The organism is Mesorhizobium sp. WSM4311 (assembly GCF_002295115.1).
GTDB lineage: Bacteria > Pseudomonadota > Alphaproteobacteria > Rhizobiales > Rhizobiaceae > Mesorhizobium.
Window position 1 is genome coordinate 300,615 of the sequence record NZ_NSFV01000006.1, and the last position, 25,860, is coordinate 326,474.

The 25,860-nt window shown below is 63.8% G+C and carries 28 protein-coding genes; 13 read left to right on the top strand and 15 right to left on the bottom strand.

Features of this window, described 5'->3' with window-relative positions; translation table 11 throughout:
- Positions 1 to 64 precede the first annotated feature (64 nt).
- A complete protein-coding gene (locus CK226_RS18445; protein WP_095792670.1) occupies positions 65 to 958 on the bottom strand; it encodes an AraC family transcriptional regulator in 894 nt (297 codons plus the stop codon).
- Between the two features lie 129 nt (positions 959 to 1,087).
- Here CK226_RS18445 and CK226_RS18450 point away from each other — a divergent pair, with 129 nt between their 5' ends.
- Positions 1,088 to 1,837 (top strand): SDR family NAD(P)-dependent oxidoreductase, encoded by a 750-nt coding sequence (locus CK226_RS18450; RefSeq protein ID WP_095772618.1) that lies wholly within the window; start codon positions 1,088 to 1,090, stop codon positions 1,835 to 1,837.
- Between the two features lie 11 nt (positions 1,838 to 1,848).
- Here the strand turns inward: CK226_RS18450 and CK226_RS18455 are convergent, their stop codons facing one another.
- Positions 1,849 to 2,487 (bottom strand): 2-dehydro-3-deoxy-phosphogluconate aldolase, encoded by a 639-nt coding sequence (locus CK226_RS18455; RefSeq protein ID WP_095792734.1) that lies wholly within the window; start codon positions 2,485 to 2,487, stop codon positions 1,849 to 1,851.
- Positions 2,488 to 2,678: 191 nt separating this feature from the next.
- Here CK226_RS18455 and CK226_RS18460 point away from each other — a divergent pair, with 191 nt between their 5' ends.
- From CK226_RS18460 to CK226_RS18470, 3 genes are all read left to right on the top strand, one after another.
- Positions 2,679 to 3,608 (top strand): rhodanese-related sulfurtransferase, encoded by a 930-nt coding sequence (locus tag CK226_RS18460; protein WP_095786979.1) that lies wholly within the window; start codon positions 2,679 to 2,681, stop codon positions 3,606 to 3,608.
- Positions 3,609 to 3,724: 116 nt separating this feature from the next.
- On the top strand, positions 3,725 to 4,465 hold the full coding sequence (locus tag CK226_RS18465) for a tellurite resistance TerB family protein (RefSeq protein ID WP_095786978.1): 741 nt from the start codon (positions 3,725 to 3,727) through the stop codon (positions 4,463 to 4,465).
- Between the two features lie 299 nt (positions 4,466 to 4,764).
- Positions 4,765 to 5,520, top strand: coding sequence for an SDR family oxidoreductase (locus tag CK226_RS18470; protein WP_010911332.1), 756 nt, complete (start codon positions 4,765 to 4,767; stop codon positions 5,518 to 5,520).
- A gap of 33 nt (positions 5,521 to 5,553) precedes the next feature.
- Here CK226_RS18470 and CK226_RS18475 read toward each other — a convergent pair whose 3' ends face one another.
- Together CK226_RS18475 and CK226_RS18480 are read right to left on the bottom strand one after the other, a co-directional pair.
- A complete protein-coding gene (locus CK226_RS18475) occupies positions 5,554 to 5,928 on the bottom strand; it encodes a YciI family protein (RefSeq protein ID WP_019861024.1) in 375 nt (124 codons plus the stop codon).
- A gap of 153 nt (positions 5,929 to 6,081) precedes the next feature.
- Positions 6,082 to 7,266, bottom strand: a complete 1,185-nt coding sequence (locus tag CK226_RS18480; protein WP_095792671.1) for a pyridoxal phosphate-dependent aminotransferase — start codon at positions 7,264 to 7,266, stop codon at positions 6,082 to 6,084.
- A gap of 83 nt (positions 7,267 to 7,349) precedes the next feature.
- Here CK226_RS18480 and CK226_RS18485 point away from each other — a divergent pair, with 83 nt between their 5' ends.
- The 4 genes from CK226_RS18485 (at position 7,350) to denD (ending at position 10,328) form a co-directional block, all read left to right on the top strand.
- Positions 7,350 to 8,036 (top strand): GNAT family protein, encoded by a 687-nt coding sequence (locus tag CK226_RS18485; protein ID WP_095792735.1) that lies wholly within the window; start codon positions 7,350 to 7,352, stop codon positions 8,034 to 8,036.
- Positions 8,037 to 8,068: 32 nt separating this feature from the next.
- Positions 8,069 to 9,046 carry a cation diffusion facilitator family transporter gene (locus tag CK226_RS18490; protein ID WP_095792672.1) on the top strand — a complete coding sequence of 326 codons (978 nt, stop codon included), beginning with the start codon at positions 8,069 to 8,071 and terminating at the stop codon, positions 9,044 to 9,046.
- Positions 9,047 to 9,128: 82 nt separating this feature from the next.
- Positions 9,129 to 9,341, top strand: a complete 213-nt coding sequence (locus CK226_RS18495) for a hypothetical protein (protein WP_081295203.1) — start codon at positions 9,129 to 9,131, stop codon at positions 9,339 to 9,341.
- A 12-nt stretch (positions 9,342 to 9,353) separates the two neighbouring features.
- Entirely contained in the window at positions 9,354 to 10,328 is a 975-nt protein-coding gene (denD, locus tag CK226_RS18500; RefSeq protein ID WP_095792673.1) for a D-erythronate dehydrogenase, read from the top strand.
- 41 nt (positions 10,329 to 10,369) lie between these two features.
- Here the strand turns inward: denD and CK226_RS18505 are convergent, their stop codons facing one another.
- The 4 genes from CK226_RS18505 to CK226_RS18520 form a co-directional block, all read right to left on the bottom strand.
- Positions 10,370 to 11,569 carry a nickel/cobalt transporter gene (locus tag CK226_RS18505; protein ID WP_095792674.1) on the bottom strand — a complete coding sequence of 400 codons (1,200 nt, stop codon included), beginning with the start codon at positions 11,567 to 11,569 and terminating at the stop codon, positions 10,370 to 10,372.
- The gene (locus CK226_RS18510; protein ID WP_095792675.1) at positions 11,566 to 12,234 is read right to left on the bottom strand and encodes a DUF1007 family protein; all 669 of its coding nucleotides are present in this window, start codon (positions 12,232 to 12,234) and stop codon (positions 11,566 to 11,568) included. Before CK226_RS18510 ends, CK226_RS18505 begins: the two co-directional genes overlap by 4 nt.
- A 200-nt stretch (positions 12,235 to 12,434) precedes the next feature.
- Positions 12,435 to 13,334 carry a LysR family transcriptional regulator gene (locus tag CK226_RS18515; protein WP_095772626.1) on the bottom strand — a complete coding sequence of 300 codons (900 nt, stop codon included), beginning with the start codon at positions 13,332 to 13,334 and terminating at the stop codon, positions 12,435 to 12,437.
- Positions 13,335 to 13,337: 3 nt separating this feature from the next.
- Complete coding sequence (locus CK226_RS18520) at positions 13,338 to 14,438, bottom strand: amidase family protein (protein WP_095792676.1); 1,101 nt, start codon at positions 14,436 to 14,438, stop codon at positions 13,338 to 13,340.
- A 541-nt stretch (positions 14,439 to 14,979) separates the two neighbouring features.
- Between CK226_RS18520 and odc2 the strand changes: the two genes are divergently transcribed.
- Positions 14,980 to 16,113, top strand: a complete 1,134-nt coding sequence (odc2, locus tag CK226_RS18525) for an ornithine/lysine decarboxylase (RefSeq protein WP_095772628.1) — start codon at positions 14,980 to 14,982, stop codon at positions 16,111 to 16,113.
- A 152-nt stretch (positions 16,114 to 16,265) separates the two neighbouring features.
- A complete protein-coding gene (locus tag CK226_RS18530; RefSeq protein ID WP_095792677.1) occupies positions 16,266 to 16,835 on the top strand; it encodes an N-acetyltransferase in 570 nt (189 codons plus the stop codon).
- An 87-nt stretch (positions 16,836 to 16,922) separates the two neighbouring features.
- Here CK226_RS18530 and CK226_RS18535 read toward each other — a convergent pair whose 3' ends face one another.
- The 4 genes from CK226_RS18535 to CK226_RS18550 all read right to left on the bottom strand — a co-directional run bounded on the left by CK226_RS18535 (position 16,923) and on the right by CK226_RS18550 (position 19,022).
- Positions 16,923 to 17,207: an SCP2 sterol-binding domain-containing protein gene (locus CK226_RS18535; protein ID WP_019861010.1), complete on the bottom strand. Its 285-nt coding sequence runs from the start codon at positions 17,205 to 17,207 to the stop codon at positions 16,923 to 16,925.
- A 182-nt stretch (positions 17,208 to 17,389) separates the two neighbouring features.
- Positions 17,390 to 17,926, bottom strand: a complete 537-nt coding sequence (locus CK226_RS18540; protein ID WP_095772630.1) for a hypothetical protein — start codon at positions 17,924 to 17,926, stop codon at positions 17,390 to 17,392.
- Positions 17,927 to 17,953: 27 nt separating this feature from the next.
- A complete protein-coding gene (locus CK226_RS18545) occupies positions 17,954 to 18,379 on the bottom strand; it encodes a hypothetical protein (protein WP_095786967.1) in 426 nt (141 codons plus the stop codon).
- Positions 18,380 to 18,392: 13 nt separating this feature from the next.
- A complete protein-coding gene (locus CK226_RS18550; RefSeq protein WP_179295803.1) occupies positions 18,393 to 19,022 on the bottom strand; it encodes a rod-binding protein in 630 nt (209 codons plus the stop codon).
- A gap of 316 nt (positions 19,023 to 19,338) precedes the next feature.
- Between CK226_RS18550 and CK226_RS18555 the strand changes: the two genes are divergently transcribed.
- Positions 19,339 to 20,379 (top strand): aminopeptidase, encoded by a 1,041-nt coding sequence (locus tag CK226_RS18555; RefSeq protein ID WP_095792678.1) that lies wholly within the window; start codon positions 19,339 to 19,341, stop codon positions 20,377 to 20,379.
- Between the two features lie 18 nt (positions 20,380 to 20,397).
- Here the strand turns inward: CK226_RS18555 and CK226_RS18560 are convergent, their stop codons facing one another.
- Together CK226_RS18560 and CK226_RS18565 are read right to left on the bottom strand one after the other, a co-directional pair.
- Complete coding sequence (locus tag CK226_RS18560; RefSeq protein ID WP_095792736.1) at positions 20,398 to 20,913, bottom strand: GNAT family N-acetyltransferase; 516 nt, start codon at positions 20,911 to 20,913, stop codon at positions 20,398 to 20,400.
- A 125-nt stretch (positions 20,914 to 21,038) separates the two neighbouring features.
- Positions 21,039 to 21,422: a VOC family protein gene (locus CK226_RS18565; RefSeq protein WP_095786965.1), complete on the bottom strand. Its 384-nt coding sequence runs from the start codon at positions 21,420 to 21,422 to the stop codon at positions 21,039 to 21,041.
- Positions 21,423 to 21,680: 258 nt separating this feature from the next.
- Between CK226_RS18565 and CK226_RS18570 the strand changes: the two genes are divergently transcribed.
- Together CK226_RS18570 and CK226_RS18575 are read left to right on the top strand one after the other, a co-directional pair.
- Positions 21,681 to 23,420 (top strand): peroxidase family protein, encoded by a 1,740-nt coding sequence (locus CK226_RS18570; RefSeq protein ID WP_095792679.1) that lies wholly within the window; start codon positions 21,681 to 21,683, stop codon positions 23,418 to 23,420.
- A 2-nt stretch (positions 23,421 to 23,422) separates the two neighbouring features.
- Positions 23,423 to 23,824 (top strand): hypothetical protein, encoded by a 402-nt coding sequence (locus tag CK226_RS18575; protein WP_095772636.1) that lies wholly within the window; start codon positions 23,423 to 23,425, stop codon positions 23,822 to 23,824.
- Here the strand turns inward: CK226_RS18575 and CK226_RS18580 are convergent.
- Positions 23,786 to 25,852 (bottom strand): BTAD domain-containing putative transcriptional regulator, encoded by a 2,067-nt coding sequence (locus CK226_RS18580; RefSeq protein ID WP_095792680.1) that lies wholly within the window; start codon positions 25,850 to 25,852, stop codon positions 23,786 to 23,788. The two genes, CK226_RS18575 and CK226_RS18580, sit on opposite strands and share 39 nt — an antisense overlap.
- Positions 25,853 to 25,860 lie beyond the last annotated feature (8 nt).

Sequence of the window (25,860 nt, forward strand, 5' to 3'; positions counted from 1 at the left end):
GGCGGGAGTCGGCCGGGCCTTTTTCGTGCCAGCTGATGCAGCGCGTACGTCCTGATTGCGAGCCTTAGTCGATTTCCAGCGTGGCTGCCTCGCCCCTGGCCAGAAGCCGTGCGGCGTCACGCGCCGGCGGCAATCCGAAATGGCGCGCATATTCCCGGCTGAACTGGGATGTGCTTTCATAGCCGACGGCAAAGGCGACACGCGCGGCGCTGCCTGGCTCCGCGATCAGCAGATGACGCGCCTCCAGCAGCCGGACCTGCTTCTGGTACTGGATCGGGCTCATGGCGGTTGCCGCCTTGAAGTGGCGGTGAAACGAAGCGTTGCTCATATGTGCGAGCGCCGCCAGCTCCGTCACATCGATAGGCTCGTTGTAGTGCGATCGTATCCAGGCGGTGGCGCGGCGGATCTGCGACAGGCGGCCGTCAGCGCGCGCGAGCTGGCGCAGTTTCGCGCCTTGCGGGCCCTGCAGCAGGCGGAACGCGATCTCGCGTTCGAGCATGGGCGCGAGCACCGGAATTTCGGCCGGACGGTCGAGCAGCCGCAGCATGCGGCGCCAGGCATCGAGCAGTTCGTCATCCACCCGGTTGGTCACGAAGTTGTCGCCGTCGACCGCCGGCTTGTGGTCGATAAGCAGGCTGGCGATCAATCCGACATCGAGGGCGAAGGCGATGGCCATGTAAGGAAAGGCGCTGCTCGCCTCGATCAGCTGGCTGGTGGCGGGAGTCTCCACCGCATAGACGAAATAGCTGCCGGCGCCGTAGCGGAGCGTGCGGTCGCCGATCAGCACTGTCTTGGCGCCTTGCAGAACGAACAGCGCCGTCGGCTGACAAAGCTCGGGCAGCGGCGCGGTTGGAACCTCGCTGCGGCCGATCGTGACCCGCGGGATGGCCGTCCTTGTGCGCCGCCCATGCGCATGGCGGCCGGCGATCGCGATCAGTTCCTGCAAGGCGTCTTTCATGTCGTCAGCATTGCCGATCCATGCAGGCTGCGCAACCAGTTGAGAGGATTAGGCAAGAGGACGCGAGTATCCGGCGCGCCAAATCGGCCGGCGCACGTCATCTCTGGGTTTCAAAGAAGGGATGTGGACATGACGACGAAAACGAATGCGCTGATCACCGGGGCCAACAAGGGCATCGGCCTCGAAACCGCTCGTCGGCTGGCAGCCATGGGGTTCAAGGTCTGGCTCGGCGCCCGCGATGCCGAGCGCGGGGAGGCCGCGGCAAGGGCGTTGCGCAATGAAGGGCTCGACGTCGAATGGCTCGCTCTCGACGTCGCCAGCGACGACAGCGTGGCGGCGGCGGCCAGGATCTTGACGGCGCAGGTCTCCAGTCTCGACGTGCTGGTCAACAACGCCGGCATTGCCCCAGGCTATGTTGACGCGCTCGGAGATGACGGCCGCTACGAACGGCCGCCAAGCCGAGAGAACGTTGAGGATATGAAGGCCGCCTTTGACGTCAACGTCTTCGGACCCGTTCGCGTCACCCAGACCTTGCTGCCGCTGCTCCTGGCAGCGCCCGCCGCCCGTATCGTCATGGTCAGCAGCTATCTCGGCTCGATCGCGCGCGCCGCCGGCAACAGCCCGTCGCCCAATGTCATGGGCTATGGCAGCTCGAAGACAGCGCTCAATGCCGTCACCGTGGCCTTCGCCCGGGAGCTGTCGCCGCGCGGCATCATGATCAACGCCGCCGCTCCCGGCTACACCGCGACGGACCTCAATGCGCACAGAGGCGGCCGTACGGTGCAGCAGGCCGCCGGGGTCATCGTGCAGCTGGCGACGCTGGAGGCCGGCGGACCGACCGGCGGCTATTTCGACGAGAACGGTCCGTTGCCCTGGTGAGCCGGGACCGACTATTTCCTGAGCTGGCTGGCAGCGCGTGCGAGCGCTTCGATCTCGTCCCACTTGCCGGCCTTGACCATGTCGTCGGGCGCGACCCAGGAGCCGCCGACACAGATGACGTTGGGCAGGCTGAGGTAGTCGGCGGCGTTCTTGCCGGTGATGCCGCCGGTCGGGCAGAATTTGACATCGGCCAGAGGCGAGGCGAAAGCCTTCAGCGAGGCGATGCCGCCGGACTGTTCGGCTGGGAAGAATTTCAGGAAGCGCAGGCCCGCCTCGCGCGCGGCCATGATCTCGCCGGGCGTGATGGCACCGGGCAGCAGCGGAACCTCGCTGTCGGCGGCGGCTGCCAGAAGCTCGCGCGTGATGCCGGGGCTGACGATGAAGCGCGAGCCGGCGCTGGCGGCCTCGTCGAACTGCCTGCTGTCCAGAATGGTGCCGGCGCCGACAATGGCTTCCTCGACTTCGGCCGCCACCCGTCGGATCGCTTCCAGCGCATCGGCGGTCCGCAGTGTGATCTCGATCGCCGGCAGGCCGCCGCGTGCCAGGGCACGGGCCAACGGCACCGCATTGGCGACATCATTGATCTTCAGCACCGGGATGACCGGCTGGCCGTCGAGGAGCGACAGGAGTTTTTCGGTCTTGCTGGGCATCTGTCTCTCCATTGCCAAGGGGTGATTTCAACCGATTAGCAGACGGGTGTTTGCCTGTCCACGAAACCGGTCGCGTCGCGATATCACGCGCCACCGGACAGCTTACCGGCTCTTTCCCGACAGGGCCATGACAGGCGCCGAAGCCGGTTTCGCCTTGAATCGGCTTTTACGAGCGTCTAGTTGCTCTGGCAATGACACTGTCCGCTCCATCCCAGCCTGTCCGCGTCGCCGCGCTCTACCGGTTTGCCCGGCTCGACGCCTTCGAGAGGCTGCGCGCGCCGCTCGCGGCCTTCTGCTGCGGACGCGGCATCAAGGGCACGCTGCTTCTGGCGCATGAGGGCATCAACGGCACCGTCGCCGGCAGCGAAGCAGCGATCGCCGAGCTCATCGACCATATCGAGGCCATCGACGGGCTTGCAGGGCTCGAGATCAAATACAGCGCGGCCACGGACATGCCTTTCCATCGCATGAAGGTGCGGCTGAAGCGCGAGATCGTCACCATGGGCGTCGAGGACATCGACCCGGCGACAAGCGCCGGAACCTATGTCGCGCCCGCCGACTGGAACGCGCTGATTTCCGAGCCCGACACGATCGTGATCGACACGCGCAATGCCTACGAGGTTTCTATCGGCACCTTCCAGGGCGCGGTCGATCCGGCCACCGCGAGCTTTCGCGAATTCCCGGCCTGGGTGGAAGCGCACCGGGCGGAACTCGAGGGCCGCAAGGTGGCGATGTTCTGCACCGGCGGCATTCGCTGCGAAAAAGCGACCGCCTACGTGAAATCGCTCGGCTTCGAGGATGTGTTCCATCTCAAGGGCGGCATCCTCAAATACCTCGAGGAGGTTCCGGCCGAGCAGAGCCTGTGGCAAGGCGAGTGCTTCGTCTTCGACGAGCGGGTTTCGGTGTCGCACGGTCTCGCCGAGGGTGACGCAGAACTCTGCCGTGCCTGCCGCCATCCGCTGACGGCAAGTGAGTTGGCATCGCCCAGATATGCCGCAGGCATTTCTTGCCCGCATTGCTTCGACGCTCGTACCGACGAGGACCGTCAGCGCTACGCCGAGCGCCAGCGGCAGGTCGAGCTTGCGCAGGCGCGGGGCAAGGGGCCGCATATCGGGTCCTGATCCGGGAGAGCGAGCCCGGCAAGCGGCGGCCTGTCATTGCAATGTCAGGTTTCGGGACCTACGTCTTCGGCGTTCGAAACCTGCCCGTTCGGCCGGGCACATGCTGGAGGCACTGAATGTTCGATCCCAAGAAGCTTCTCGACGATCTGCTCGGTTCGCAAATTCCCGGCACCAGCGGCACCGTCCGCGACAAGGCGGGCCAGGCTGTGCAGATGGCCAAGGACAACCCGCTGGCAGCGGGTGCGCTGGCCGCCGTGCTGCTTGGAACAGGGGCCGGCCGCGAGGTGACAGGTGCGGCGGTGAAGCTCGGCGGCCTGGCCGCGATCGGCGGCCTCGCCTACAAGGCCTACCAGAACTACAAGGCCGGCAACGCGCCGGAGCAGGCGCCCGCCGCCGGCGAACCGGAATTGCTGCCGCCGCCCAAGGACACCGCCTTCCATCCGTCACAGGCGCCGCAGGGCGAGGATGAATTCACGCTGACCCTGGTGCGGGCGATGATCTCGGCGGCCAAGGCCGACGGTCATGTCGACGACGAGGAGCGCAAGAAGATCGCCGGCAAGCTCAGTCTTTCGGGGATCGGCTCCGATGCCGAGAAATTCCTGATGGCGGAGCTGGAAAGCCCGCTCGACCTCGACGCGCTGGTGGCGCAGGCCAAGACCGACGCGCAGAAGCTCGAACTCTACACGGCGTCGCGTCTCACCATCGATCCCGACACGCGCGCCGAGCGCGGCTATCTCGACCTGCTCGCCGGTCGGCTCGGCCTGCCGGACGCGCTGGTCGACCATGTCGAGGCGACGGTTTCGGCAGTCAAGGTTCCCGCAACAACGGCCGGGACTTCGCCCAATCCACGCTGGTAGGGTCAGATCGGGACAGGCCGTCTTTCCGGCGTTAACCTTTCGTTAACTCAGGAAGCGCATGATTCTACACAGTCGGATCGGCTTTTCCTCCTCCCAAGCCCGGTTCAGATCAGGGCGGTCGCCAATGACCGCCCTTTTTGTCGGCCCACGCCGGGGCCTGCTCCGCAAAACGAGCGCCATTTTTCAAGGCATGTTCGTGCGGTCCGCTTGCCATCGCTGCCGTCATTTGCGATGCCTTCTGCTGAGCCAAATCCTGAAAATCAGTCGGGCACGCTCGGCGCTGCCGGAGGACATCAGCCATGACCGAAGAAAGAACCGCCATCGTCACCGGCGCCGGCACGGGCATCGGCAAGAGCGTCGCCACGGCGCTGCTCAAGGCCGGCTGGAACACGGTGTTCTGTGGCCGCCGCAAGGCGGTGCTGGATGCCGCGATCGTCGAGGCCGGCCGGACCGAGGCCAAGGCACTGGCGGTCGCCTGCGACATCAGCAAGGCCGGCGAGGTCGACGATCTGTTCGAGACGGTGGCGGAAGCCTTTGGCCGCGTCGACCTGCTCTTCAACAATGCCGGCATGGGTTACAAGTCGACGCCGATCGACGAGATCCCGGTCGAAGTGTGGAACGATATTGTCGGCGTCAATCTCACCGGTTCGTTCCTGTGCGCCCGCGCCGCCTTCGGTGCTATGCGCAAGCAGCGGCCGATGGGCGGGCGCATCATCAACAATGGTTCGGTGTCGGCCTATGCGCCGCGCCCGGGCTCGGTGCCCTATACGGCGACCAAGCATGCCATCACCGGGCTGACCAAGACGCTGGCGCTCGACGGCCGTCCCTACGACATCGCCTGCGGCCAGATCGACATCGGCAATGCGCTGACCGACATGGCGCAGCCGATGACCGTCGGCGTGCCGCAGGCCAATGGCTCGATCGCCGCTGAAGCGGTGATGGATGTCCAGCACGTCGCCGATGCCGTCGTCCACATGGCCAGCCTGCCGCTCGAGGCGAACGTGCTGTTCATGACCGTGATGGCAACCAAGATGCCGTTCGTCGGGCGTGGGTGAGCAGCGGACGCTGGCAGGGCCTCCGCCGCCGACTCATTTGCCCGCCAGCGGTGCGCCGGGCTTGAAAAGCAGAATGGGCCTGATCTCGTAAACGGCGGTCGGATTGACACGGCGAAGGTCGCGGGCGATCGCGATGGCCTCGTCCCGCGTGGCGCAGTCGACGACATAGAGGCCAAGCAATTGTTCCTTGGTCTCGGCGAAAGGGCCGTCGATGACCACGCCGTCGCCTGGGCCGCGCAGGGTGAAGGCATCCTGCGTCGCCCCCAGACGCGCGGACGGTCCAAGTGTGCCTTCCTCACGAAGCCTTGTGTTGATCTTCAGCAGCTCGGCCATCAGTGCCGCATCTTCCTGCGGCGTCAGCGCCTTGATCGCATCTTCCACGTGATAGGCAAGGATTGCATAGAACATCCGAGGAACCTCACTCCGATCCTGATCGTTGGACGGTAACCGTTCCCGACATGCACGCACAGTCTTGGCCGCGAGCCTGCCGACGGATCATGACACCGACATGCCGGCCGGCCGCAGACCATCCGGGAAAGGAGCTCCGGCCTACCTCGAAGCTCACTTGGCCAGGAACGCCCCGATCCGTTCCAGCGCGCGCAAGATGTTCTCCTCGGAGTTGGCGTAGGAGAGCCTGACATAGCCTTCGCCGAGAATGCCGAAATCAGGGCCGCCGATCAGCGCCACGCCGGCGTCGTCGAGCAGCGCGGAGGCGAGCTTCTTTGCCTTCCAACCGGTCTTCGAGACGTTGGGGAAGGCATAGAACGCGCCCTTGGGCGTGATGCAGGAAATGTTGGGCAAGGCGTTCAGCCCCTCGACCACGACCTTCCTTCGGCGGTCGAAGGCGCGCATCATCGTGTCGACGTCGTCCTGCGGGCCATCGATGGCCGCGATGCCGGCGAACTGGCTCGGCGCGTTGACGCAGGACCAGCAATTGACCGCCAGCTTGCGCACCTTGTCGTAGAGATGGGCGCCCTTGTCGCCATTCGGCCAGATCGACCAGCCCATGCGCCAGCCGGTCATCGCCCAGGTCTTGGACCAGCCATTGAGCACGATCAGCCGGTCGCGGATTTCGGGGAAGCCGAGCAGCGAGCAGTGTGTCTCGCCGTCATAGGTCATGACGTCGTAGATCTCGTCGGAGAGGATGGCGACATCGGGATGCTTCTCCAGTCCCTTGACCAGCTTCTCGATCTCGGCGCGCGGCGTGACGCCGCCGGTCGGGTTGGCCGGCGAGTTGAGGATCAAGAGCCTGGTCTTGGAGGTGATCAGTGCCAGCGTTTCCTCGGCCGAAAAGGCAAAGCCGTTTTCCTCGCGCATCGGCACGGGAACGGGTGCGGCACCGGTGAATTCGATCATCGAGCGGTAGATGGGAAAGCCGGGGTCGGGATAGAGGATCTCGACGCCGGGTTCGCCGAACATCAGGATGGCGGCGAACATGGTCGGCTTGCCGCCGGGCAGGATCATCACCGTCTCGGGCGAGACCTCGACGCCGGTGGTGGTCAGCGTGCGCCGCACCACCGCCTCGCGCGTCGCCAGAAGCCCGTTGGCGGGCGTGTAGCCGTGGTGGCCGTCGCGCAGCGCCTTGATCGCGGCCTCGACGATGTGCTGCGGCGTCTTGAAGTCGGGCTGGCCGATGCCGAGATTGACGATGTCGCGACCCTGTTGAGCCAATGCGGTCGCCCGCGCCAGCACCGCGAAGGCATTTTCCTCGCCGAGACGGTCGAAGGCCGAAATCGTGTGGAGCATTTTTCCCGTCCGTGTGGTTCTTACTGTGGGGTTGCGTTTTTGTGAGCTTCGGCCCGCAAAAGTCAAACGGATTGGAGTCTTCGGTGTCGGAAAATCTCAAAGATTGGCAACCGCGTCCGCGACCCGAGCGCAAGGCGATCGACGGCTGCTATGTCAGGCTCGAACCGCTGAGCGCCGCAAAGCACGGTGACGGGCTCTATGAGGCATCTTCCGTGTCCGATGTCGACGGCCGCTTCGCCTGGCTGCCCGACTATCCGCCGGAAACCCGCCCCGCCTTCCAACCCTGGCTGGACAAGGTCGAGGCGAGCGAAGACCCGCTGTTCTTCGCCGTCATCGACAAGGCGACCGGCAAGGTCGCGGGCCGCCAGACATTGATGCGCATCGATCCGGCTTACGGCGTCATCGAGATCGGCAACATCTATTGGGGGCCGCTGATCTCGCGCAAGCCGGGCGCGACGGAAGCGCAGTTCCTGTTCATGAAATACATCTTCGACGAACTCGGCTATCGCCGCTACGAATGGAAATGCAACAATCGCAACGAACCCTCGAAGCGGGCCGCGGAACGGTTCGGCTTCAAGTTCGAAGGCATTTTCCGCCAGCATCTCATCGTCAAGGGTGAAAACCGCGATACTGCATGGTATTCGATTATCGACAAGGAATGGCCGGCCCTGCGCAAAGCCTATTTAGCGTGGCTCGACCCGGCCAATTTCGACGGCGCCGGCCAGCAGAAGCGACGGCTTGAGGATTGTCGCGCGGAATTCGGCGCTTAAGTCCGGCTTGGGGCGCATGACAGGAGCTGCCATTGGCGAATTCCCACGACCATAGCGGCCATGATCGCGGCGTCGCCGTCCATGTGCATGGCACGACCGACAAGAAGCGTGTGCTGATCGCCGCCTGCCTGACGGCGGGCTTCATGGTGGCCGAGGCGCTTGGCGGTCTCTTCACCGGTTCGCTGGCGCTGCTGGCGGATGCCGGCCACATGCTTGCCGACGCCATCGCGCTCGGCCTTGCCTGGTATGCCTTCCATCTTGCCGGGCGGCCGGCGACCGTCCGCCTCACCTATGGCTTCGGCCGGGTCAAGACGCTGGTCGCCTACACCAACGGCATCGCCATCTTCGTCATCGCGCTGTGGATCGTCTACGAGGCCTGGCAGCGCCTGCTCACACCGGCGCCGGTGCTGGGCGGACCGATGCTGGTGGTGGCGATCCTCGGCCTGCTGGTCAATATCGGCTCCTTCCTGGTGCTGCATGGCGGCGACCACGAAAGTCTCAACATGCGCGGCGCCATCCTGCATGTGCTGGGCGACCTGCTCGGTTCGGCGGCGGCAATCGTGGCGGCGCTGGTTATCCTGGCGACCGGCTGGACGCCGATCGACCCGATCCTGTCCGTGCTGGTCTCGCTGCTGATCCTGTCGACGGCTTGGTCGCTGATGCGCGCCGCCGCCCACGTGCTGCTCGAAGGCGTGCCGCCAACCCTCGACCGCGATCTTATCGCAAGGGACCTGGAAACCACGATCCAGGGCGTGCGCGAAGTACACCATATGCATGTCTGGTCGATCGATGGATCGAGCAACATGGCGACGCTGCACGCCTGCCTCGATGAGGGCGTCGATGCGCACAAGGCGGTCAGCGCCGTCAAGAAGCGGCTTGCCAGCGAGCACGGCATCAGCCATGCCACCGTGGAACCGGAATTCGGCCAATGCGCCGACGAGGCCGACGACCACGATCATGAGCATGAGCATGAGCATGATGCGACCGCGCATCACAGCCACCATCACTAGGTCCGGTCGGTAACCGGCCCTGCCTCAGGAGTTCCACAGCTTTGAAAGCCAGTCCTACGAATGCTTGCTGTCCCGGTGCGGCATGATGGATCGCGACACCAGGAATGCCGCCATCGCCGCGCTGTGGATCATGCTCCTTTTCGGTATCGCGGCGTTCTACCTGCCGACCGTGATGCTGGCACTGGGCAGCCTTTCGACCGTGCTCGCCGGCATATTCGGCATTGTCTTCGTGCTGGCGTTTTTCCTCGTGTTCTGGCTGCGCGCGCGCAGCCAGCGCAAAAATCAGGGCAAGTAAGGGAATTTTGACATGCGCATTCTGATCACTGGCGCCGCGGGCATGGTCGGCCGCAAACTCATCGCCCGGCTGGCCAAGGACGGCACGCTGCGCGGCAAGACGATCACCGCGCTCGATCTGCACGACATCGTGCCGCCGCAGGCCCCGGCCATAGAGGGCGTCAGCATCGGCACCCACACCGGCGACCTCGCGGAGGCGGGCGCCGCCGAAAGCCTGGTTGCGTCGCGCCCCGATGTCGTCTTCCATCTCGCCGGCATCGTGTCGGGCGAGGCGGAAGCGAATTTCGAACTTGGCTACCGCGTCAATCTCGACGGCACGCGGGCGCTGTTCGACGCCATCCGGCTGGCGGGTTTTGCGCCGCGCGTGGTCTTCACCTCGTCGATCGCCGTCTTCGGCGCACCGTTCCCGGATGTCATTCCCGATGACTTCCATCCGACGCCGCTGACCTCCTACGGCACGCAGAAGCAGATGAGCGAGGCATTGCTCGCCGACTATACCAGGCGCGGCTTCTTCGACGGCATCGGCATCCGCCTGCCCACCATCTGCGTGCGGCCCGGCAAGCCGAACAAGGCGGCCTCCGGTTTCTTCTCCGGCATCATCCGCGAGCCCTTGAGTGGGCAAGAGGCGATCCTGCCGGTGCCGCGCTCGGTCGTGCACACCCATGCCAGCCCGCGCTCGGCGGTGAATTTCCTGATCCATGCGGCAGAGATCGATGGCGCTGCCGTCGGGCCGCGCCGCAACCTGACGATGCCCGGTGTCGCCGTCACCGTCGGCGAGCAGATCGAGGCGCTGGAGCGCATCGCCGGGCCGAAGACGGCAGGCCTGATCCGCGAGGTACCCGACGAGGCGATCTGGGCGATCGTCAAGGGCTGGCCGACCCGCTTCGAGGCGAAGCGGTCACGGGAGCTCGGCTTCAGCGCCGAGAAGAGTTTTGACGAGATCATCCAAGCCCATATCGAGGATGAACTGGGCGGGAAGATTGGTTAGGAATTTGCCGGCCCATCCCATTTCAATGGGATAGGACAGACCTAGACGCTGCCCGTCAGGCTCGCCGACAGCAGCAGCAATCCGAACAGGAAGACGAAGGCAGCGCCGCCGATCTCGACGATCGAATGGATGCGGTTGCCCATGCGGCCGTCGCCGGCGAAATACACCGCCCAGTTCTTGGCGGTCACGGCAAGCGTCGCCAGCGCCGAGACGGTGATGGCGGTTCCGATCGACATCGCCAGCACCGACAGCAGGCCGCCGAGCCAGAGCCCGTTGAGCAGCGCGAAGCTCAGCACGATCAGCGCGCCGGAGCAGGGGCGGATGCCGACGGCGGCCACCGCCGTCCAGGCCGTGCGCCAGTCGAAGCGGTCGCCCGACAGGAGCGCCGGATCGGGTGCATGCGAGTGGCCGCAGGTTTCGCAGACCTCGCCCGCGGCGTGATCGTGATGCGCATGGTCATGATGATGCGCATGATCGTGCGCGCCATGGTCGTGATGGTGGTCATGCGCGGCGTGGCCGTGATGGTCGTGCGAATGGTCATGGTCGTGGTCGTCATGCCCGTGCTGGGCGTGCGCCGAATGGGCATGCGCCGAATGGCTGTGCGCGGCATGCGAATGGCCGGCGTGGGAATGACCCGCGTGCGCCGCCGACAGGCTGTAGGCGGGCGCCCTGCCGAACAGGCGCAGGATGGACGGGCCGAGCTTGCGCCACAGCAGCCAGGCGCCGAACAGGGTGACGAAGACAAAGCTCATGATCTCCATGAACCAGGCCGCGTCGGTCATCGAGATCGCGGTGCCGCGCAGGACGAAATAGGCGACCGCCATCACGGCGACCGCCGTCAGGCCCTGGAGCAGCGCCGAGACGAAGGACAACAGGATGCCGCGCCGCAGCGCCACTTCATTGGCCACCATGTAGGACGAGATGACCGCCTTGCCGTGGCCGGGGCCGGCGGCATGGAAAATGCCATAGGCGAAGGACAAGCCGACGAGCAGCCAGAGCTTGCTGTTGTCCTGGCGCATCGCCTTCATGGCCGTTGCCAGCGCGCGGTAGAATTCCTGTTGCCGCAGGTTGATCCACATCAGTATGTGGGCGAACGGACCGGTGGTGGGGGCCATGCCGTCATTGACGCCGATGCCGAGCGAGGACTGGGCATGCGCGGCGTTGGCGAAATGCATCGCGGCAAAGGTGAGGGCCAACAGGCCGAATGCCAAACGCAGGGACGGTTTCGTCACTGGCTTCATCCTTCTGGCTGACAGGTCAGTTCGAGCTTGGTGGCGAAGATCTTACTCATGTCGGTGCCTGTCGGATCGTTGAAGAAGGCATCCGTCAGGGTCTTCTGGTTTTCCTTGATCGCTTCGTCCGGATCCGGCCGCACGACCTTGCTGGTGCAGTTCGGCGGCAGGCCTTCGACCGTGATGTTGGAATCCTCGGTGAAGTCGATCGCCGTGTAGAAGGTCGGGTCGTAGACGCCGATATCGATCTTGCCGTTGAGCTTGATCGGCGCCTTCGGCTCGGACTCGAACAGGATGATCAACTGGTCGTTGTCGAAATTGGCCATCAGGTGCGGCGGTGGCGTCATTGCCACGTCCTTGCCGTCCTGCGTGACGAGCTGGAAATAGTTGAATTCGGCGAGCGAGGCATGAACGGTGTCGGCGACCTCCTTCAGCTCCTTGTCGTCAAGCTTCAGGTCGGAGTTCTTGTCGAACTCCATCATCACCGTACTCGAAAACAGGTCGTCGAAGCGCCAGAGATGACGCAGCGCTTTCACACTTTGGTGATCCGGGGACAAGATGACATCCAGGCGTGCCTCGGCGAAGACGTGCGGATGCACGTAAGCCGGCTCCGTCGAGGCAAAGGTCGCCGCCAGGGCCGAACCCAGTATGATTGCGTGCCGTTTGAGCTGCATTCCCGGTCGCGATTCCCTTGGCCTTGGAGAGGAACCGAAAGTTACCAGAAAGGGGGCGAAAGTGGGACCGCCGGTGCGTGTCACCCAAAAGTGCGTGGCGGTTTTGGGATTTATGACACGCACAAACCCAAAGCGTGTCAGCCAAAAGTGCGTGGCGGCTTTGGAACTACGACACGCACGCAACAGAAGCCCTGGACAGGTCAAGCGACCTCACGCGTCTTGAACCACTGCACCAGGAAGTCGACGAAAACACGGACCTTGGCCGGCAGATAGCGGCGGTGCGGGTAGACGGCGAAGATGCCGCCGCCGGACAGGATGCGGTCGTCGAGCACCGTCACCAGCCGGCCGCTGGCAAGATCGGGTCCGGCGATGAAATCCGGCAGGACGCAAAATCCGAGTCCCGACACGGCGGCGGCGCGCGCCGCCATCGGGCTGTTGACCTCGATCGGACCTGACACGGCGACGCTCAGCTGATCGTTGTTGTCGCCCTTGAACGGCCAGTTGTTCAGCCCGCGGCCATTGGTGTCGACGATGCAGGGCATGTGGCCGAGATCCTGCGGCCGCGTCGGCATGCCATGCTTGGCGATCAGTTCGGGAGAAGCGCAGAGTTTTATCGAAAACGGCGCCAGGCGTCTCGCGATCAGCGACGAATTCTCCAGGCGTGAGATGCGCACGGCGAGATCGAAACCTTCCTCGACGAGGTCGACGAAGCGGTCGTCGAGCTGAATGTCGAGCACGATGTCGGGGTGCTGCTTGGCGAAGTCGATCAGCGATTGGCCGATCGGCGCGTCGGCAAAGGTGCGCGGTGCCGACACCTTGATCCTGCCGCGCACGTCGCCGGAAGATTCGCGCACGGCGTCCGCCAGGCTGTCGACCTCGCGCACGATCTCCGAGGCGCGCCGGTAATAGGTATGGCCGGCCTCGGTCATCGAGAACTGGCGCGTCGTGCGGTTCAGCAGCAGCGCGCCGAGTTCGTCTTCCAGCTCGCGCACATATTTCGACAGCAGCGCCTTGGAGCGGCCGATCTTGCGCGCCGCCGCCGAAAAGCCCTCGGCCTCGACGACGTCGATGAAGGCGCGCATGCGGGTCAGTGTGTCCATGGTTCAGGCCTTTTGTGCTGCGTCGAGAAGTTTTCGGCCGAGCCGTATCAGGGCAATGTCGCTGCCGGAAGGGCCAAGCAGCGAAAGGCCGAACGGTGCGCCGGCGACCGAGCCGATGGGCAAGGTGATCTGTGGAAAGCCGGAAAGCCCGGCGAGGCACAGAAGATGCAGGGCGCGCTCGCGATAGGCCTGGAACTGCTCCGGCGTCGAGTCGACATAGGGCGCCGGACCCGGCACGGTCGGCAGCACAAGGAAGCCGTCCTTGCCGAGCAGGGCGCTGAGTTCACCGCGGAAGGTCAGCCGGCGCACGTTTTCGGCCTGCGCCGTGCGGTCATCGACGGCGCGGCCGAAGCCGAAACGCTCCTCGACGCCGGGACCAAGGTCGCGTTCGCCGCTGGTGATCCATTCGCCATGCACCCCCCACGCTTCCCTGGCCTGCAGCCGACGAAAGCACCAGTAGAGTTCATCAGGGGAAGAGCTGAAGCGCGTGGTGGAGGTCGCCGGCGTACCGAAAACCGCACCCGCCAGTGCCTTCATCCTGGCATATTCGGCAAGGGCGGGGCCAGCGACCATCTCGTCGGCGAACCAGCCGAACGTGTCGAAGCTCGGCGCCAGCTTCATGGTGCCATCGAGCGCGATGCGGCCATGCGTGGTGCGCAATCCGATCAGGCCGCAAAAACTCGCCGGCGCGCGGATCGAGCCGCCGGTGTCGGAGCCGGTGGCGATGTCGGCCAGCCCGCCAGCCACAGCCGATGCCGATCCGGACGACGAGCCGCCGGTGACGCGGTCGGGCGCCGCCGGGTTCACCGGAAACGGAAAATGCGCGTTCTGGCCGAACAGCGCAAAGGCCAGTTCGTCGGTCTGCGTCTTGCCGACGAAGCGCGCGCCAGCATCCAGAATCGTCTGCACGGCCGGTGCCGTGCTTGTGGCGGCAATGCCTTCGGCGAATTTCCTGGAATTGCCGCAGCCGGTACGGTAGCCGGCGACGTCGTAGATGTCCTTGACAGCCAGCCGCAGGCCGGCGAGCGGGCCGAGGTTGGCATGGGCCACCGGTATCTGGCGAAGATCGAGGAAGGCGTTGTAGGGGCCGTGCGTGCCTGTCATCGTTCGATATCCGGATACGGTTGCACCTACATTGTTCGATGCCGGAAATTTTACAACCTGCGATACGATTTTTATTGATTGTGAAATCCTTCGCCCCTATATCGCGCTTGCCCAAAGTCGCACGTGCCTGTGGGTGTCCGCCGATCCTCGAATGGTGAGGGAAATCGGTAAGGTAACTGGAGCCAACCCCTCCAGTCGGTTTAGCGGCCAACCGCCTGACCGAGGACACCTTGAAGCAACGACGGTGCGGGCCTTTCTGGTTCTCTGCCGGTTGTCCAAAGACCGGGGTTACTGAAGAGGCACACCTTCATTGCCTGCAGTGCGGAACGGGGTTCTCCCAATCCAAGCCAAGGCAGACAAAGCGGACCGAAGCCGGGCAAGGCCGAGGTTCATCGCCGCGAGACGGCGTTTCATGGTTCCGGGGTCTCCACCGGCTGGTTCCATGGATTTTCCGTCCCGCCTTTGTCCACCGCGTGTTCGCGAGGCCGACAGCCCGCGTCCGCACCCTTGTGCGCGCCGAAAGGCGTGTTTGGAGAACCCGATGGCTACCCAGCGCATCCTCGATTTCCTCGCCACCCGACGTCCGTCCGGCCCTTGCCTCGTCGTCGACCTCGATGTCGTGCGTGACAATTTCCGCGCCTTCGAGAAGGCGCTGCCCGATTCCAAGATCTACTATGCGGTGAAAGCAAACCCGGCGCCGGAAATCCTGCGCCTCCTTGCTGCGATGGGCTCGTCCTTCGACACCGCTTCCGTTGCCGAAGTCGAGATGGCGATGGACGCGGGTGCGCCCGCGGACCGCATCTCCTTCGGCAACACCATCAAGAAGGAGCGTGACATCGCACGCGCCTACCAGCTCGGCATCAGGCTGTTCGCGGTCGACTGCGTCGAGGAGGTCGAGAAGATCGCTCGTGTCGCTTCCGGCGCGCGCGTGTTCTGCCGCGTGCTGACCGACGGCGAAGGCGCCGAATGGCCGCTGTCGCGCAAGTTCGGCTGCGTGCCCGCCATGGCCGTCGACGTGCTGCGCCATGCCAAGGCGCTCGGCCTCGACGCCTATGGCGTGTCGTTCCACGTCGGCTCGCAGCAGACCGACCTGACCGCCTGGGACCGTGCGCTGGCCGACGCCAAGAAGGTGTTCGCGACGCTGGCCGAGGAAGGCATAGTCTTGAAGATGGTCAACATGGGCGGCGGTTTCCCGACGCGCTATTTGCGTGACGTGCCGGCGGCCCAAGCCTATGGCCAGGCGATCTTCTCGGCGCTGCGCAAGCATTTCGGCAATGCCATTCCCGAAACCATCATCGAGCCGGGCCGTGGCATGGTCGGCAATGCCGGCGTCATCAAGTCGGAAGTCGTTCTGATCTCGAAGAAGGCCGACAATGACAATGTGCGCTGGGTGTTCCTCGACATCGGTAAGTTCGGCGGTCTGGCCGAGACGATGGACGAGGCGATCCGCTATCCCCTCGTCACCCGCCATGACGGCTCGGAGACCGCGCCTTGCGTGCTCGCCGGCCCGACCTGCGATTCGGCCGACGTGATGTACGAGAAGACGCCGTATCCACTGCCCCTGTCGCTGACGATCGGCGACGAGGTGCTGATCGAAGGCACCGGTGCCTACACGACCACCTACTCGGCGGTCGCCTTCAACGGCTTCGAGCCTCTCCGATCCTACGTGATCTGACGGTTCTTTATTTGGCGCATTTTCGGACGGCGAACCGGATACCACTTCGCCTGAAAATGCGCTGAGAGCCGATCAGATCATCCCAGGTGGGCGCTTGCCGCCCGCCCGGGCTCGCTTGTGGAACAGATCTCCGCTTGCCAGGGATTGCGGAAATGGAAATGTCAGTTGAAATCGTAGCTCATGCGCCGGCCTTCTCCACGGTCGCCGAAACCGTCGCCGACGTAGCGGCACGCGAAGCCTTGCTCGATCGTGCCATGGGGCCGATGCGGCGGAAAAAATCGTCGGAGAAGCTGCGGCGTGGCCGCCGGCCCTCGGAAGGCCTGGCTTTCGTCGCGCGCGACGCGTCGGGCGGCGTCGCCGGCACGGTGCGGCTGTGGGATGTCAGGTTGGGCGAGGGCGGCCCGCCGGCATTGCTGCTTGGCCCGCTCGCCGTCGATCCGTCACTCAAGAATGCCGGCATCGGCTCGGCGCTGATGCGCCACGCCGTGGCCGAGGCGGCGCGTCTCGGTCACGCGGCGATCCTGCTGGTCGGCGATGCGCCCTATTACGGACGCTTCGGTTTCTCGGCCGACAAGACGGGCCGGCTGGCGATGCCAGGCCCCTATGAGCGGCATCGCCTGCTGGCGCTGGAACTGGTGGACGGTGCGCTCGACGGCGTGCACGGCACGCTGAAGGCCTGCGGCCGCAAGCTGAAGGCCCAGGCGCCGACACTGGCCGCCTGAGGAATCGACCACGCTATTCCTCAAACAAAACGCCGCCTGAAGCGGCGGCGTTTTGCGATCCATTGACGATCGGGTAATCGTGTGTGTTCAGCCAATCAACTGGCTGAGCGCCATGGCCACCGTCATATCGCCTTCGACTTTGATCTTGCCGGTCATGAACGCCATGGTCGGGTTCAGGTCGCCGGCGATCAGTGAATCGAGATCGTCGAGCGAGAGCTTGATGGTGCAGTCGGTGGGGGCATCGGTGTTCGAGACGGTTGCGCCGTCGATGACGATGACGCCGTCGCCGCCGGTGTCGAACTTCACGGAACGATCAAACCCGCTGCTGGCCACGCGCGACTTGATCTTCTCGGCAATCTCCTGAACGCTCACGCTGTTCTCCCTGTCTGGTTGCACCTGTCGCGCAGGGCATTTCGGTCTGGCCGAAGTCCATGCGGCATCTCTGGCGATCACGGTCGCTGCCGCATATAGCTTCTGGTTGACGTTTACGTCAACGCAAATCCTGGAGGCTGGTTCCTATCGCCGCACCAGGTAGCCTGTCGGGGCACCGGTGGTCAGTGGGCTGGCGGCGCGTCCGCTTCGGCCGGCTTGACGGTCCCGGCAGCCGCGGTGTCGGAATCCTGCCGACGGCGTAGCCAGTTGTCGCGGATCTCGTCCTTGCTCAGGAAATTGACCTGATCGATCAGAACCTCATGCACCAGGTTCGCGCCGACGCGGGCATTGACGGTGTCGCGAATGGCGGCGCGAAAGGCATCGAGGTCGATCGTCGCCTTCTTGGTGAAGTCGATCTGGGGATTGGCGTAGAGGTAGCTGTAGACCTGGTCGGTAATGAGCGCTTCGGCCGGAATCGACAGTTTCTTTATCTGCTCCGGTTCGACGGTATAGACGAGCTTGGCCAGGAAATAGCCGCCGATCTTGGAATCGCGGATCAGCGGCACGGAAATGACGTCGGTCTTGACGTAGTCCAGCCCGCCCAGCATCGGCTTGGGTTTCTCGCCGACACCGCGTTCACCGGCTGCCTGGAACGAATAGAAGACGGCGCCGAGCGTGGCGGCGCAGACCCAGACCGCGATGGCGATGATCTTGATCATTCAGAGCCCGAGCCCGAGATCATCGCGCTAACCTTTCATCCGGCCGAACTCGCCGGCGGAGTAGGTGCCGTCGGTTTCGGCGCGCTGGATGGCGCTGCGCAGCAGGCCGGCGACCTCATTGACGGCGCTCAGATGCGCCAGGATCGCCGCCTCGTTCTTCGCCAGTTTCTGGCGCAGCCGGGTCAGGCCCTCGCGGTGCTGTTCGAGGAACTCGGCTTCGCTGCCGCCCTTCATGGCGCGGGTCAGCTCGTAGAGATAGCGGCTCTTGCGGGCGTTCGACGCCTTGAGATCATAGCCGGTATCGCTGCGGATGCCGGCGGTCTCTTCCTCGACCACCTCCTCGATGCGGCCGATGATGGCGGCAAGGTTTCCGGGCCGCGCGAACGGGATCGGAGCCTCCGACGCGGTCGTGCGCGCCGGCAGGTTGGCAGTGAATTCGGAAGAATCGGCCATGGTGTTTCCCAGTCTAGATCTTGATGTCTGTTTTTATGGTTGTCTCGTCGCCGGTCATCGACCTGGCGGCCTTGCGCTGCAATTCCTGGACGAGCGAGCTGGACAGACGGGTCTGCTGATCGATCTCGGTCTTTTCCGGTCCGTTTGAAACCGGGCCGATCGGCACCTTGCGCTTGCCGTCCATATAGTGGTCGGCAAGCAGCGACTTGGCGATGCCGATGCCGCCGCGCTCGGCCATCACGTCGGCAACGCGCTCGGCGAGCTGCGACTTCCACATGTCGCCGGCCAGACCCGTGCCATAGACGCCCTCCGTGTCCTTGGGCAGCATGTTCTGAATGAAGGTCTGCAAGACCATCGCCTCGAACTTCTTGAATTTCTTGGCCGGATCGGCTGTCGCCGCCGCCTTGTCAGCCGTGGCGCGCGACAGAATCGAGCCGGCGTCGACCGACGCCGCGGTATCCAGCGAACCGGAGGTGTCGACCGAAAAGGCACCGGCCGCGCCACCCGCGCGCCTGGTCAGCGCGGCACGGGCAGCCTCGATATCCATCGGATCGGCAGCTCGGGCGACATCCATAACGATGTCGCTGGGTGGAGAAATCGCCAAGAAAGTCCGCCTTTTACCGGTTTTCCTTGGCCAGACCATGCCTCAACAAGCTTGTGGCAGGCTTGCGCGAGGGGAGGGGGCGGAATGTGGGGTGGAGACGAGGTGTCGGCTTCGGGCCGGAAGCGGGCATCCGCCGCCGTTCTCGAATGACCGCGGCAGCCCGCAAGCTGACGACAGCCAGGGGGACACGGCACGCCGTAGGCGAATGGCCGCATCGCCAATCCTGCCAACGTCGAAAGTCCGGCCCGCTGCCCCTGTACATCTTGACGGGAATTGGTGCGCCTGTTTGAGAACGAGACATTTGCTGCATGGGAGATGGGCAAGCGGTGGGCAAACAGTGAAGCGCGTTCTTCGAATGCTTGCCGCTGTGATTGTGGCGTCCGGCCTGGCCGGGTGCACCAGCATTTCCTACTACGCGCAGTCGGTGGAGGGCCACGTGCAGATCATGGCCGCGCGGAAAAATGTCGGAAGGCTCATCCGTGATCCCTCGACGCCCGAGGTATTGCGCGCCAAATTGACGTCGGCCAGCGCCATACGCCGCTTTGCCACGGAAGAACTGGCGCTGCCCGACAACAGCAGCTATCGCAGCTATGTCGACATCGGCCGGGCCGATGTGACCCTTGCCGTTTTTGCCGCGCCGCGATTCTCGCTTACGCCGATAACATGGTGCTTTCCGGTCTTCGGCTGCGTTCCGTACCGGGGTTACTTTTCCCGCAAATCAGCGGTTGAAAGCGCCGCCGAACTGCAGCGGCAAGGACTGGACGTTTATGTGTCAGGCGTCACCGCCTACTCCACGCTGGGCTGGTTCAGCGACCCGCTGCTCAGCACCATGCTGCGTCAGGACGACACCTATATCGCCAGCCTTGTCTTTCATGAGCTGGCGCATCAGAAAATCTATGTGAACAACGACTCCGCGTTCAACGAGGCTTTCGCGGTAGCCGTCGAAACCAGCGGTGTGAGGAAATGGCTCCGCGCCATGGGAAATCGCGCCGGATTGCGCCGCTACGAAACGAACCGCAAGCGCCAGGCGGATTTTCTCGGACTGATCGCGAAAACGCGGGATGAGTTGCGGCAGGTCTATGGAAGTCCCCGCGCCCCTGAGCAGATGGCGGCTGCCAAGGCAGCCACGATCGACAGGCTGCGGATGCGCTACCGACAGATGCGCGACAAAAGCTGGGCCGGATACCGGGGATACGATGCCTGGTTCGATGCCCCGATCAACAATGCAAAGCTCGCCGCGACTGCCGTCTACGGTGAACAGGTTCCGGCGTTCCTTCATCTGTTCGATTTGTGTTCCGGCGACTATCCAAGGTTCTACGCTGCTGTCCGCCGGATCGCGGATTTGCACGAACCCTCCCGTGCCGAAGCGCTTAAGGCTGCGAATACCTGCAATTGAATCGAGCAAGCACGGGACCTAGCGGTCGCTCGTCGACAGTGGCGATCCGATATCCGCGTCGAGTGCGAAACGCTCGCAGCGCTCGCCATCGGACTCATCGATGAAGCTCTCGATATGCCTGAAGCCGAGCTTCGCCAATATCCGCAGCGACGCGAAATTGCGCGCCGCCGCCTCGGCCGTCACCTGTTCAAGCGCCAGGGTTTCAAAGGCGTAGCGCAGGACTTCGCGCACCGCCTCGCTACCCAGCCCGTGCCCCCAATGCGCGCGTGCCAGCACAAATCCCAATGCGGCTGCCTTGGCATCGGTTGCGCCGAAGGTCAGGGTTATCGTCCCGATCGCGTCCGATACTCCCGTCTGGTCCATCGACCACTGGATCGCCTTGCCGTCGGCGAACCGCTGACGCGAGCGGGCCAACCATCGCTCGCCCGCGCTTATGTCGCCGGGAATGGGATCACCGGCGAGGGAGGCGGATTCGACATCCGTCGCGCGCGCAAACCATGCCGGGACATCCCTTTCGCTGGGCGCCCGAAGCACGAGCCTTGGTGTCATGAGTTTGGGAAATCGGACTGCTTCCATGGGGGCATTTTCGACCCGAGGCGGCGCCAATGCAACGGCGCGGGCAGGCCGCGACCGGCATGGTGGCGAAAGCGTACCGTTGCTTATGGGACTTCGCAGAGTTCCAGCGGCAATCCATCCGGGTCGCTGAAGAAGGTAAACCGTTGATCTGTATATGGGTCGATGCGGATTGGCTCAACGGCGACGCCGGCGGCTTCCAGGCGCATGATTACGGGATCGAGATTGGCCACGGCAAATGCCAGATGCCTCAGGCCCGTCGCCTCTGGATAGGACGGCCTCGTCACTGGGGCGGGGAAGGAGAACAATTCCAGCTGGACGGACCCGATCCGCAGATCGGCCTTCCATGACTGTCGCTCCTCCCGATAGACCTCCCGGATCAGATCGAGGCCGAGGAGTTCGACGTAGAACCGTCGCGACCGGTCGTAGTCGGTGCAGATGAGCGCGACGTGGTGAATGGCGTTCAGCATGTCGTGAACTCTAGCGAAGCTTGGATTCGAGGCCAAGGTCACCAGCGGGCACGAAGCACTTTGTTTATGTCGCCGTTCAAAGATACAGTACGGCAGCTTCCAGGCTTGGCGGGGATCGGCGGACGGCGACCATGCGGCGCATTGCCGACCGGCAGATCTTGGGCCGTCAACTTTCCTCGCGCGCCGCGAAATTAGTAGCATTTCACGCTGGTTTCACGACACGTATGGAATACGGTCCAAGGGACGGGGAGAACCGGAATGAACGCTCATCGCGGCACGACTACCGCCGGGCTGGCCGTGTCGGGCGGTGTTCAAGGCATCGCCGGCGCTGTCGATCCGCGTCAGGTGCAGTTTCGCAACTTCGGCAATGCTGCCGGCGCGGACGAAGCCAAGCTCTATCATGGCCTGGAGACGCCTTGGGCCACTCAGTGCCTGTTTGCCAAGCTGCTGCGCAGGATGAGTATGGCATCCGCCGGAGGTGGCAACAAAACCAACGAGCGGATTCCGGCAGGATACACCTATCTTGCCCAGTTCGCCGCACACGACATTATCCGCAATTCCTCGCTCAGTCCCTTGTTGGCGGCCCACGAGGCAGAGCGTCGCAACGAACGCGAGGAGGCACTCCTGCTCGACGTGCTTTACGGCGGAGGACCGTTCTCGAACCCTGGTTTGTATGTCGTGGCCAAGCCTGGTGAAGTGGTCAGGTCGCTCATGCGTACCGGGCCGATGGCACCGCCGTCACCGAACGCCATGGCGATTCCCGCGGGCGCCTGTCCCTTTGCCATACGCGACTTGCCACGCTTTCAACAGGCCGATCTGAGCGATGGAGTCGAAAGGGGTCGGACGGATGTCCTGGTCGCAGACCAGCGTAGCGACGACAACGCCAACATTGCGCAAATGACGGCGCTTTTCCTGCACCTGCACAATGCCGTGGCCGGTGCACTGAGCAGCAGCGGAATACCCAAAAAGGACGTCGAACTGCCGGCAGGCGCGTATCTTTTCGACCGGACACGCCGCGTCACGACGGCGATTTACCGGAATGTGCTGCAAAATGATTTGCTGCCGCGCCTCATCGCCAAGCCGATATGGGACCTCTACAACGCGAACGGGTTCAGACCACTGGTCGACATGCCGCAAGGCATCCCGATTGAGTTTTCCCACGCGGCATACCGCTTGGGCCATTCCATGGTCAGGCTTTCCTATGTCTTCAATGACCAGCATCCGGAAGGCGAAGGGCTGGAGAACGTGTTGCTCAACCGCTCCTCGTCACGCCCGCATAGATTCCCGGTCTCCGAACACTGGATCGCCGATTGGTCGCATTTCTTCCAGATCGCCGGCTCGACGCCGCAGTTCAGTCGGCGGATCGGACCAACGGTCAACGACGTGCTGCTGAGTGCCTACAGCATGCCGATCCTGTGCGTCGGCCCCGATTCAAAGCCACTTGACCCCGCCACAGCGGGGCTGTTGAGCGAAGCAGACAGCGCTGCACTACCCGATCCGAATGCGTCGGGACTTTTGTTCAGCGATTTGGTCCGAGGAACCATTGGTGGCCTGCTAAGGCTCGATGCCTTGATCGAACAATTGCCTCAGGCCGCTCTCGCGACCGCGCCGTTACTCGGCGATGCCGGGAAACGGCACCAGGCTATTCGATCCTGGCTTCAAGGATCGACCGTTGCCTTCACCGCGGCCGAGGCGACTGAGCTGGCAGAAAATCCGCCTTTGCTGTTCTGGCTGTTGTTGGAGGCCGCGATCGAACAGGACGGGCTGTGTTTCGGTACCATCGGATCGGTGATTGTAGGGGATGTCTTCATGGCAAGGCTCGCGGCCTCGCGCGCCATGATCGAAGACGACCCAATTACGCAGGACCTCGTCGCCAGACTGTTCCCCACCGGCATCCCGCGAACAATGGCCGACCTGATCCTTTTCGTCGCCAGCGCGCTCAATCTGGGCGACGCCTGGCCCCGGTTTATCACCCCGCCTACAACTCCTGGAGCTTGAACATGGCTGACCCCGTCGACAATTTGGACGCCTTTCCCGAACCGATCCGAACCCTTAACTTCGAGGCGACCGGCCGCAAGGTGGTGCAATGGGCACAGGACCCCAGCACGCGTCCGCGCGACTTGGCCGAGTTCAAGGCCCAACTCGATGGGCTCGTCGTCGTGCCGGACCGCTATAAGGAAATCCAGATCGTTCAGGGATACGACCACGTCTTCTTCCTGCGGTTACCGCCCAACAATCAAGTGACGCAATCGCAAAAGAAGCTCCAGACCGAACAAGGCGGCATGGCCGACTATGGCATTCCGGAATTCTATTTCGATGCGATTCTCGAAACGGTGCCGTTCAACCGCGACAGTTTCTTCTACTCACGCATCGCGGACTACACCATTCGGGGCTGCCGATAGAACGGGCTCTGGCAAAGGTATCTGGCTGACGACAATGCCGGCCCCGGCTAGCCCTCGGCGCAGCGCCTCGAGGGCGTCTGGACTGTAGATCGGAAAGCTGTCCATGAGCCATGTGCCGACATTGCCCGGCTCCGGTGACTCATTTCCAAACCACGTCGTCTTCAGTTGCGCTAAAAATCGGTCGGCCTCTTGATGCGCGGCTTGCTCATTTCCGAGCAAGGCGAGCGCCGCAGCCTTCCAGCCGCCGATGTACGACACACTATCGGCGGCGCGCTCGGCCGCTTCGACGCAACCGGCATAGTCGCCAAGCAGGAACCGCACGCCCGCCTGATAGCTCCATTGCAGGCGTGAAACGCCGAGTCCGGTCTGCAACGCCAGAGTGGCGATACGCCGCGCGTTCTCGCGATCGTCGCAATAGGCAAGCCCGAGAGAAGCGGAGACCAAGGTCCAGGGATCGTTGCCATTGAGTTCGCAGGCCAGAAGGAAGCTGATGGCCGCCTGCTGCGGGATGCCGTTCATGGCGTAGGACCACGCCAGATGCAGTTGGCTTCGCGAATCGATCGGATCGATCTGGGTCGCCTGCTTGGCAAACGTCAGCGCTTCTGCGTGGCGTTCGCGTCGCCGGCCGATGCCGGGAAAGATCAGATGCCGTGAATTGATGATGCCGGCCAACCCGGCGTAGGCGGCAGCGAACCGCGGTGACTCCGCGATGATTGATCTGAACAGAGCCTCGGCCCTCTCCTCTGACTCCGGGCGCCACTGAAAGATCAGTTCCTGCGCCCTCAGCCAGCGGTCGAACTGCTCCAGCGACAGGTCCGGGATGCTGGCGATCTGAACCAGCCGTTCGGACGACATGCTGACACCCAGCGCGACAGCGATGCGGCGGATGAGCCTCTGCTGGGTCTGGTACCACTGGCTGTTTTCGATGACAAACTGCTCGCTCCAGATGTAGCGCCCCGATGCAAGCTGCTTAAGCGTCATGCTGAGACGCAATGCCGGCCCGTCGACAAATCCGGTCGCCTCGATGCAGTAGGCATTCTCGGTGAAGCGGGGGGGATGCCCTTCCCATTCCATTACCGCCCAGTCGCGGAACCGCACCAGCGACGCGACCAGTTCACTGCGGAAGATTTGCACCGCGTTCCGCGCGCGGACGGAACCGCTCACCAATTCGAACTCCCGCACGAACAGCAGCACGCCGGCGGCGGGCTCTTGCAGCCGTTGCGCCTGGGACCCGAATGCCTCGGCGGCAACCGCGGTTACCGCCCCCCTGTCCGTGGCCCCGATCGTACCGAGCTTGATGTCACTGACCAGAGCCTGCGTGGCGGCTGAAGGTTCGCTGTCGAACTCTGTTTCAAGCAGGTCCCAAAGCCCCTTATAGGCCCTCAAGGCCGTTGCTTGGTCGCCCATCCGAGCCGACGCTTCCATGACTGCTCGGCACCCGATCTCGTTGGTCGGATCGAGATTGAGCAGGGCTTGTCCGGCTCGCTTTAGCGCTGGCCAGTCTGCCGCGGCCTTGGCCATCGCTTCCAGACATGAGATAAATTCGTCCTGAAGGCATTGCCGCTGGACGAGGACCCAGTTGCGAAACGAGGGGTCGATGTCGTCCAGGCCATTGAGAAAGCTTTCTGCGACACGTTGCCTCTCCAGAAGGACGGGCGGAATCCTTCCAGCTTTCAGCTCGTGCCTGATCTCGCTCACATCCACTGTGACGAGCGACTGCTTCAGCGTCACGTTGAGCCGGTCTCCGAGGAAGACCCCTTCGACTTCAGCCAGGCAGGTCTTGAGATCGACTACGGTTTGCCTAAGCGAGGCCCTCGCTCGTGCCTCGTCCGATTCACTCCAGAGCAAGCCGCAGATGCGCTCGCGGGTTTCAAAACCATGAGGGCTCAGTGCAAGATAGGCAAGGACGGCACGCGATTTGCGGTTTCTCACGGCGACGTCTCGCCCAAATTGGCTCAGCGCTACCTTGTCAAGCGTCGTGACACTGATCAGCGGCGCAGTCCTCGTTGGGGAGTTGTGCCCGATCATCGTTGTCC

Coding starts and splice junctions, on each gene's coding strand:
- CK226_RS18495 (WP_081295203.1), top strand. CDS start 9,129: ATGATGGATCGCGACACCAGGAATGCCGCCATCGCCGCGCTGTGGATC.
- CK226_RS18475 (WP_019861024.1), bottom strand. CDS start 5,928: ATGTTCTATGCAATCCTTGCCTATCACGTGGAAGATGCGATCAAGGCG.
- CK226_RS18520 (WP_095792676.1), bottom strand. CDS start 14,438: ATGACAGGCACGCACGGCCCCTACAACGCCTTCCTCGATCTTCGCCAG.
- CK226_RS18515 (WP_095772626.1), bottom strand. CDS start 13,334: ATGGACACACTGACCCGCATGCGCGCCTTCATCGACGTCGTCGAGGCC.
- CK226_RS18510 (WP_095792675.1), bottom strand. CDS start 12,234: ATGCAGCTCAAACGGCACGCAATCATACTGGGTTCGGCCCTGGCGGCG.
- CK226_RS18460 (WP_095786979.1), top strand. CDS start 2,679: ATGACACTGTCCGCTCCATCCCAGCCTGTCCGCGTCGCCGCGCTCTAC.
- CK226_RS18570 (WP_095792679.1), top strand. CDS start 21,681: ATGAACGCTCATCGCGGCACGACTACCGCCGGGCTGGCCGTGTCGGGC.
- CK226_RS18530 (WP_095792677.1), top strand. CDS start 16,266: ATGGAAATGTCAGTTGAAATCGTAGCTCATGCGCCGGCCTTCTCCACG.
- CK226_RS18445 (WP_095792670.1), bottom strand. CDS start 958: ATGAAAGACGCCTTGCAGGAACTGATCGCGATCGCCGGCCGCCATGCG.
- CK226_RS18480 (WP_095792671.1), bottom strand. CDS start 7,266: ATGCTCCACACGATTTCGGCCTTCGACCGTCTCGGCGAGGAAAATGCC.
- CK226_RS18555 (WP_095792678.1), top strand. CDS start 19,339: ATGCTTGCCGCTGTGATTGTGGCGTCCGGCCTGGCCGGGTGCACCAGC.
- CK226_RS18540 (WP_095772630.1), bottom strand. CDS start 17,926: ATGATCAAGATCATCGCCATCGCGGTCTGGGTCTGCGCCGCCACGCTC.
- CK226_RS18550 (WP_179295803.1), bottom strand. CDS start 19,022: ATGGTCTGGCCAAGGAAAACCGGTAAAAGGCGGACTTTCTTGGCGATT.
- CK226_RS18455 (WP_095792734.1), bottom strand. CDS start 2,487: ATGCCCAGCAAGACCGAAAAACTCCTGTCGCTCCTCGACGGCCAGCCG.
- CK226_RS18575 (WP_095772636.1), top strand. CDS start 23,423: ATGGCTGACCCCGTCGACAATTTGGACGCCTTTCCCGAACCGATCCGA.
- CK226_RS18470 (WP_010911332.1), top strand. CDS start 4,765: ATGACCGAAGAAAGAACCGCCATCGTCACCGGCGCCGGCACGGGCATC.
- denD (WP_095792673.1), top strand. CDS start 9,354: ATGCGCATTCTGATCACTGGCGCCGCGGGCATGGTCGGCCGCAAACTC.
- CK226_RS18545 (WP_095786967.1), bottom strand. CDS start 18,379: ATGGCCGATTCTTCCGAATTCACTGCCAACCTGCCGGCGCGCACGACC.
- CK226_RS18450 (WP_095772618.1), top strand. CDS start 1,088: ATGACGACGAAAACGAATGCGCTGATCACCGGGGCCAACAAGGGCATC.
- CK226_RS18565 (WP_095786965.1), bottom strand. CDS start 21,422: ATGCTGAACGCCATTCACCACGTCGCGCTCATCTGCACCGACTACGAC.
- odc2 (WP_095772628.1), top strand. CDS start 14,980: ATGGCTACCCAGCGCATCCTCGATTTCCTCGCCACCCGACGTCCGTCC.
- CK226_RS18505 (WP_095792674.1), bottom strand. CDS start 11,569: ATGAAGCCAGTGACGAAACCGTCCCTGCGTTTGGCATTCGGCCTGTTG.
- CK226_RS18580 (WP_095792680.1), bottom strand. CDS start 25,852: ATGATCGGGCACAACTCCCCAACGAGGACTGCGCCGCTGATCAGTGTC.
- CK226_RS18465 (WP_095786978.1), top strand. CDS start 3,725: ATGTTCGATCCCAAGAAGCTTCTCGACGATCTGCTCGGTTCGCAAATT.